The organism is Streptomyces sp. NPDC050743 (assembly GCF_044456925.1).
GTDB lineage: Bacteria > Actinomycetota > Actinomycetes > Streptomycetales > Streptomycetaceae > Streptomyces.
In genome coordinates, this window is record NZ_JBITGJ010000013.1 from 157,153 (window position 1) to 163,215 (window position 6,063).

Consider the following 6,063-nt stretch of genomic DNA (forward strand, 5'->3'; position numbering starts at 1 on the left):
GGGTTTCCGGCGGTCAGTAATACCGGCTCATGATCGCCGTGGCCCACTCCGGCTGACGTGTCGCGCCCTGCGGCCCGAACTCCGTCATGTACGGCTTGATGTCCAGCACCGGAGTCCCGTCCACCGCGTCCAGCCCCTCGACGTGCACCTCAAGACCGTCGACCCGCAGCACACGGCAGCGCGAGACCCCGATCCGGTTGGGCCGGTTCTTGCCGCGCTGGGCGAAGATCCCGACCTCCGGCCAGTCGGTGTTGCCGCGCGGATGCCGGGCCCCGGTCTCGATCTTCTCCTCCGGCACCCGGTCGAAGTGGTAGACGACCTCCAGGTGGGAGAAGTCCTCCAGCCCGGCCAAGGCCTCCGCGGAGAACCGGGCACCGTCGATCCGGATCACGGCACGCACCTCACCCCACTCGTCGTCCCGCACCTCCGCCCGCCCACCGACGACCCACCCCACCGGCCGCACCACCACATCCCCGACTTCTCCGACTTCCTCACCCTGCTCAGCCACGTCGGCCCCCTTCCCCTAACTGGCAAGCACCCCAAGCAACTTGCCCCACGCTATCCGCACGCGGCGGCCACCATGCCCCGCCAGCCCGCCAGCCCGCCAGCCCGCCAGCCCGCCAGCCCGCCAGCCCGCCAGCCCGCCAGCCCGCCAGCCCGCCAGCCCGCCAGCCCGCCGCCCGCCCTCGTCCCGACCCATCCCGCCCCGAAAACCCGCTGCCGCCACCTCCCCGCGACCCCCACCATGGCCGTATGACCGTGACGCGACCGCCCTCCTCACCGCCCCCACCCCTGCCCCCGCCGGCAACCCGCGCGCACTCCTTCAACTCCGCCGCCGCCCAGTACGCCGCAAACCGCCCCGCCTACCCGCCCGCCCTCTTCGACGCCGTCGAGGAACTGGCCGGCCGGTCGCTGTTCGGTGCCAGGGTCGTGGACGTCGGCGCCGGTACCGGTATCGCGACCGCCCTCCTGCAGGCGCGCGGCGCCGACGTGCTCGCCGTCGAACCCGGTGAGGGCATGGCCGCCGAGTTCCGCCGCGGACTGCCGCATCTCCCGCTCGTCCGCGGCAACGGCAACGCCCTCCCCATCGCCGACGCGCACGCCGACTTCGTCACCTACGCCCAGGCCTGGCACTGGACCGACACGGCCCGCTCGGTGCCGGAGGCGCTGCGGGTGCTGCGGCCGGGCGGTGCGCTGGCGCTGTGGTGGAACGGCGACGCCCTGGACGTGGAGTGGATCGCCGAGGCGGCCCTCCGCATCGGCCGCTTCTTCGGCGTGGACATCGCCGCCGAGAAGCGGGACGGCAGCCGCACGGAACTGGCCGACCCCAGCGGCCGCCTCCGCTTCAGCCGCCGGGAGGTCCGCTGGAGCCGCCGCGTCACGATCGACACCCACCTCGCGAACATCGGCAGCCACTCGGCGTTCCTCCTCACGCCCGAGGACCGCAGGACCGCCTTCCTGGAAGAGGAGCGCGCCCATCTGCTGAAGGCCTTCCCGGACGGCATGGTCGAGGAGACCTACGACGTGCTTCTGCTCGTCGCCACCAAGCCCTGATCAGCGAAGAACATCAGCGAAGAAGCGTCGCCCGGAGCGGGGGGGGGGGGGGGGCGGCCCCCCCCCCCCCGGCGCGGGGCCCCCCCCCCCCCCCCGGCCGGCCCCCCCCCCCCCCGCCCCCCCGCCCCCCGCGCGCGCTTCGTCGAGCACCCCACCGCGGTCCTGCGGCCCCCCCCCACCACCCCCTAACCCCCCACAACCCCCCCCCCCCCCCCGCGGCCGGGGGGGGGGGGGGGGGCCCCCCCGCCCCCCGCTTCCGTCTGCGTGCCCGGCCGCCGCCGCATGCGTGCCCGGCCGGCCCTTGACGCACGGGCCCTCCAGCCACATTATTCATCGCATGATGAATTATGTGATGCCGGAGCCCCCACCCCAGTCCTCCGTCCCAGCCGTCGAAGCCCACGACCTCACCGCCGTCCGCGGCCCCCGCACCGTCCTCCACCACCTCGACTTCTCGGTCCCCCGCGGCCAGGTCACCGGCCTGCTCGGTCCTTCCGGCTGCGGCAAGTCGACCCTCATGCGCTCGATCGTGGGCACCCAGGCCAAGGTCACCGGCACCCTTCAGGTCCTCGGTCACCCGGCCGGCCACCCCGCCCTGCGCTCGCGTATCGGTTACGTCACCCAGGACCCGTCCGTCTACGACGACCTGACCGTCCGGCAGAACCTGGAGTACTTCGCCGCGATACTCGACCCCGGCCGCGCAGCCGCCGAACGCCGCCACGAGCACGTCACCCGGGCCATCACCGACGTCGACCTCACCAGCCACGCCGACGCCCTCGCCGGCAACCTCTCCGGCGGCCAGCGCAACCGGGTCTCACTCGCCGTGGCCCTGCTCGGCTCCCCCGAACTCCTCGTCCTGGACGAACCGACCGTCGGCCTCGACCCCGTCCTGCGCCGCGACCTGTGGCACCTCTTCCACGACATCGCCGCCACCCGCGGCGCCACCCTCCTCGTCTCGTCCCACGTCATGGACGAGGCCGAGCGCTGCCACCGCCTCCTCCTCATGCGCGAGGGCGAGATCCTCGCGGACGACTCCCCGGACGCCCTGCGCACCCGCACCGGCAGCGACACCGTCGAGGCCGCCTTCCTCCACCTCGTCGACGAGGCAGCCGCGGCAGCCCGACCCAAGGAGAGCACCCGATGAGCACGACGACCACCACGAACACCAGCAGCGTCACGACCGTTCCGGCCGCCACCGGTGTCATCAACGCCGGCCGCACCGCCGCCACCGCCGCCCGGGTCCTGCGCCAGCTCCGCCACGACCCGCGCACCATCGCGCTGATGATCCTCGTCCCGTGCCTGATGCTGATCCTGCTGCGCTATGTCTTCGACGCCAGCCCCCGCACCTTCGACAACATCGGCGCATCCCTGCTCGGCATCTTCCCGCTGATCACGATGTTCCTGGTCACCTCCATCGCCACCCTGCGCGAACGCACCTCAGGCACCCTCGAACGACTCCTCGCCATGCCCCTCGGCAAGGCCGACCTCATCGCCGGCTACGCCCTCGCCTTCGGCGCGATCGCCATCGTCCAGTCCGCCCTCGCCACCGGACTCGCCGTGTGGGCGCTCGGACTCGACGTCACCGGCTCACCCTGGCTGCTGCTCCTCGTCGCTCTCCTCGACGCCCTGCTCGGCACGGCCCTCGGACTCTTCGTCTCGGCCTTCGCCGCCTCGGAGTTCCAGGCGGTCCAGTTCATGCCCGCGGTGATCTTCCCCCAGCTCCTCCTCTGCGGCCTGTTCACTCCCCGGTCCGACATGCAGCCCGTCCTCACCGGGATCTCCGACGTCCTGCCCATGTCGTACGCCGTCGACGGCATGAACCAGGTCCTGCACCACACCGACATGACCGCGACCTTCGTCCGCGACGTCCTGATCGTGGCCGGCTGCGCACTGCTGGTCCTGGTCCTCGGCGCGGCCACCCTCCGGCGCCGCACGGTCTGACCGCCCTTCGCCGATCCAAGGGCCCGGACGGCCGCCTCGCCGCCCCGTGTTCCGCCTGCCGGACAACCCCCCGCACCCTCACGGCCCGGTGCGAGGATGACCCCATGAGCCAGAAAGTCGCAGTCCTCGGCACCGGCAAGATCGGCGAAGCCCTGCTCAGCGGAATGATCCGGGCCGGCTGGGCCCCGGCCGACCTCCTGGTCACCGCCCGCCGCCCGGAACGCGCCGAAGAACTCCGCACCCGCTACGGAGTCACCCCGGTCACCAACACCGAGGCCGCCAAGACCGCCGACACCCTCATCCTCACGGTCAAGCCGCAGGACATGGGCACCCTCCTGGACGAGCTCGCCCCGCACGTCCCCGCCGACCGCCTCGTCATCAGCGGTGCCGCCGGCATCCCCACCTCCTTCTTCGAGGAGCGCCTGTCCGCAGGCACCCCCGTCGTCCGCGTCATGACCAACACCCCCGCCCTCGTCGACGAGGCCATGTCGGTCATCTCCGCCGGCAGCCACGCCACCGAGCAGCACCTCGCGCACGCCGAGGAGATCTTCGGTGCCGTCGGCAAGACACTCCGCGTGCCCGAGACCCAGCAGGACGCCTGCACCGCCCTGTCCGGCTCCGGCCCCGCGTACTTCTTCTACCTGGTCGAGGCCATGACCGACGCCGGCATCCTGCTCGGCCTGCCCCGCGACAAGGCCCACGACCTCATCGTCCAGTCGGCCATCGGCGCCGCCGTGATGCTCCGCGACAGCGGCGAACACCCCGTCAAGCTCCGCGAGAACGTCACCTCCCCGGCGGGCACGACGATCAACGCCATCCGTGAACTGGAGAACCACGGCGTACGAGCCGCCCTCATCGCCGCCCTCGAAGCTGCCCGCGACCGCAGCCGCGAACTCGCCTCCGGCAAGAAGGACTGACCCGGCGCCCGGGGGAGGGGGCGGGCGACGGCTCACCGTCAGCCGCCCTACCCCCGCCCCGTCCCTCATGGCCCTAACGCCCGGCCCCGCTCAGCGCCGTCTCGAACAGCGGCGGCAGCAACCCGATCGCCCGGTACGCCGCATCGACGGTCGGACGGGCCATCGCCCTGGCCTTCTCCGCACCATCCCGCAGCACCCCCTCCACATAGGCAGGGTCCGCGCACAGCTCCCGGTGTCTGGCCTGCACGGGCCCGAGGACCTCCACCACCGCCTCCGCGGTGTCCTTCTTCAAGGCGCCGTACGACGCGTATACACCGGCCAAGGCCTCCGGGTTCCCACCCGTGCACGCCGCGAGGATCTCCAGCAGATTCGCGACCCCTGGCCGCCCCTCCCGGTCGTACTCCACGTGTCGCCCGCTGTCGGTGACGGCCCGCATGACCTTCTTCCGTACGTCGTCCGGCTCGTCGAGCAGATAGACGACCCCCAGCCCCGACTCGTCCGACTTCCCCATCTTGGTCACCGGGTTCTGCAGGTTCATCACCCGCGCCGCGACCGACGGCCGCGTCGCCTTCGGCACCACGAACGTGTGCCCGTACCGCTGGTTGAACCGCCCGGCCAGATCCCGAGCCAGTTCGACATGCTGCACCTGGTCGTCCCCGACCGGCACCTCCTCCGCGCCGTACCCCAGGATGTCCGCCGCCATCAGCACCGGATACGTCAGCAGCGACAGCCGCACGCTCGCACCGCGCTCCTGCTGCCGCGCGACCTTCTCCTTGTACTGGATCATCCGGCGCATCTCACCGTCGGTCGCCACGCACTCCAGCAGATACGACAGCCGCGTGTGCTCGTCGACATGGCTCTGCAGGAACACGGTGCACACCTCGGGATCGAGCCCGGCCGCCAGCATCAGCGTCGCCGTCTGCCGACTGAGCCGGCGCAATCGCGCCGGATCCTGGTCCACCGTCAGCGCGTGCAGATCCACGACGCAGAACAGCGCGTCGGCCTGGTGCTGGTCCGCCTCCACCCAGCGCCGCAGGGCTCCCAGGTAGTTGCCCAGCGTCAGGTGCCCGGTCGGCTGAATCCCGCTGAAGACCCGCTTCATCTCCACTCCACCTCCTGGTTGGGACCGCCGCTCCTGCGGCCGGCCCCCGGAGTCCGGAGGAGATACGAGAACGGCCGCCGAAGCGGCGGCCGTTGGATGCATACGTGAGTCCGGCCGCCGTCAGGCGGCCCACCAAAGCTGGGTACACGTACGCGTCGTCATGGGGTCCAGAGTACGCCTCCGGAGTGCAGCCGGGGCGAGAGTTGACACACGCCACGCCGATCCGTAGTGTTCTCCGAGTTGTCCGACGTGAGCGCCGACCTCGGTCGGTCCCCGGACAGCCACTCCGCAAGAACCAACCAGGAATCGACGCTCCGGCGCCGACAGTTTTGGCGTGCGTATTTGCGGAATGAGGAATCCGCGTTCGAAAGGACGCAGCCCCCGATTAGCTCGGGAGCACGGAATCCGCTAAAGTCTCACTCGTCGGAACGGCCCAACGGCCCGGAAGACAAACCCGCTGACTGGGAGTCAGACGCCGAAAGGATCTGATAGAGTCGGAACCGCCGGAAAGGGAAACGCGAAAGCGAGAACCTGGAAAGCACCGAGGAAATC

At 71.5% G+C, this 6,063-nt stretch carries 6 protein-coding genes; 4 read left to right on the top strand and 2 right to left on the bottom strand.

The window, feature by feature from the left end:
* Positions 1-13: 13 nt before the first annotated feature.
* Positions 14-508 (bottom strand): SAM-dependent methyltransferase, encoded by a 495-nt coding sequence (locus ACIBJF_RS16510; protein ID WP_399174384.1) that lies wholly within the window; start codon positions 506-508, stop codon positions 14-16.
* Positions 509-753: 245 nt separating this feature from the next.
* Here ACIBJF_RS16510 and ACIBJF_RS16515 point away from each other — a divergent pair, with 245 nt between their 5' ends.
* The 4 genes from ACIBJF_RS16515 (at position 754) to proC (ending at position 4,409) form a co-directional block, all read left to right on the top strand.
* Positions 754-1,554 carry a class I SAM-dependent methyltransferase gene (locus ACIBJF_RS16515; protein ID WP_399174385.1) on the top strand — a complete coding sequence of 267 codons (801 nt, stop codon included), beginning with the start codon at positions 754-756 and terminating at the stop codon, positions 1,552-1,554.
* A gap of 337 nt (positions 1,555-1,891) precedes the next feature.
* Positions 1,892-2,695, top strand: a complete 804-nt coding sequence (locus tag ACIBJF_RS16520) for an ABC transporter ATP-binding protein (protein WP_399174386.1) — start codon at positions 1,892-1,894, stop codon at positions 2,693-2,695.
* On the top strand, positions 2,692-3,492 hold the full coding sequence (locus ACIBJF_RS16525) for an ABC transporter permease (protein ID WP_399174387.1): 801 nt from the start codon (positions 2,692-2,694) through the stop codon (positions 3,490-3,492). The genes ACIBJF_RS16520 and ACIBJF_RS16525 overlap by 4 nt, the downstream gene beginning before the upstream one ends.
* A 104-nt stretch (positions 3,493-3,596) precedes the next feature.
* Positions 3,597-4,409, top strand: a complete 813-nt coding sequence (proC, locus tag ACIBJF_RS16530; protein ID WP_399174388.1) for a pyrroline-5-carboxylate reductase — start codon at positions 3,597-3,599, stop codon at positions 4,407-4,409.
* A gap of 73 nt (positions 4,410-4,482) precedes the next feature.
* Here proC and trpS read toward each other — a convergent pair whose 3' ends face one another.
* A complete protein-coding gene (trpS, locus tag ACIBJF_RS16535; RefSeq protein WP_399174389.1) occupies positions 4,483-5,511 on the bottom strand; it encodes a tryptophan--tRNA ligase in 1,029 nt (342 codons plus the stop codon).
* Positions 5,512-6,063: the final 552 nt, after the last annotated feature.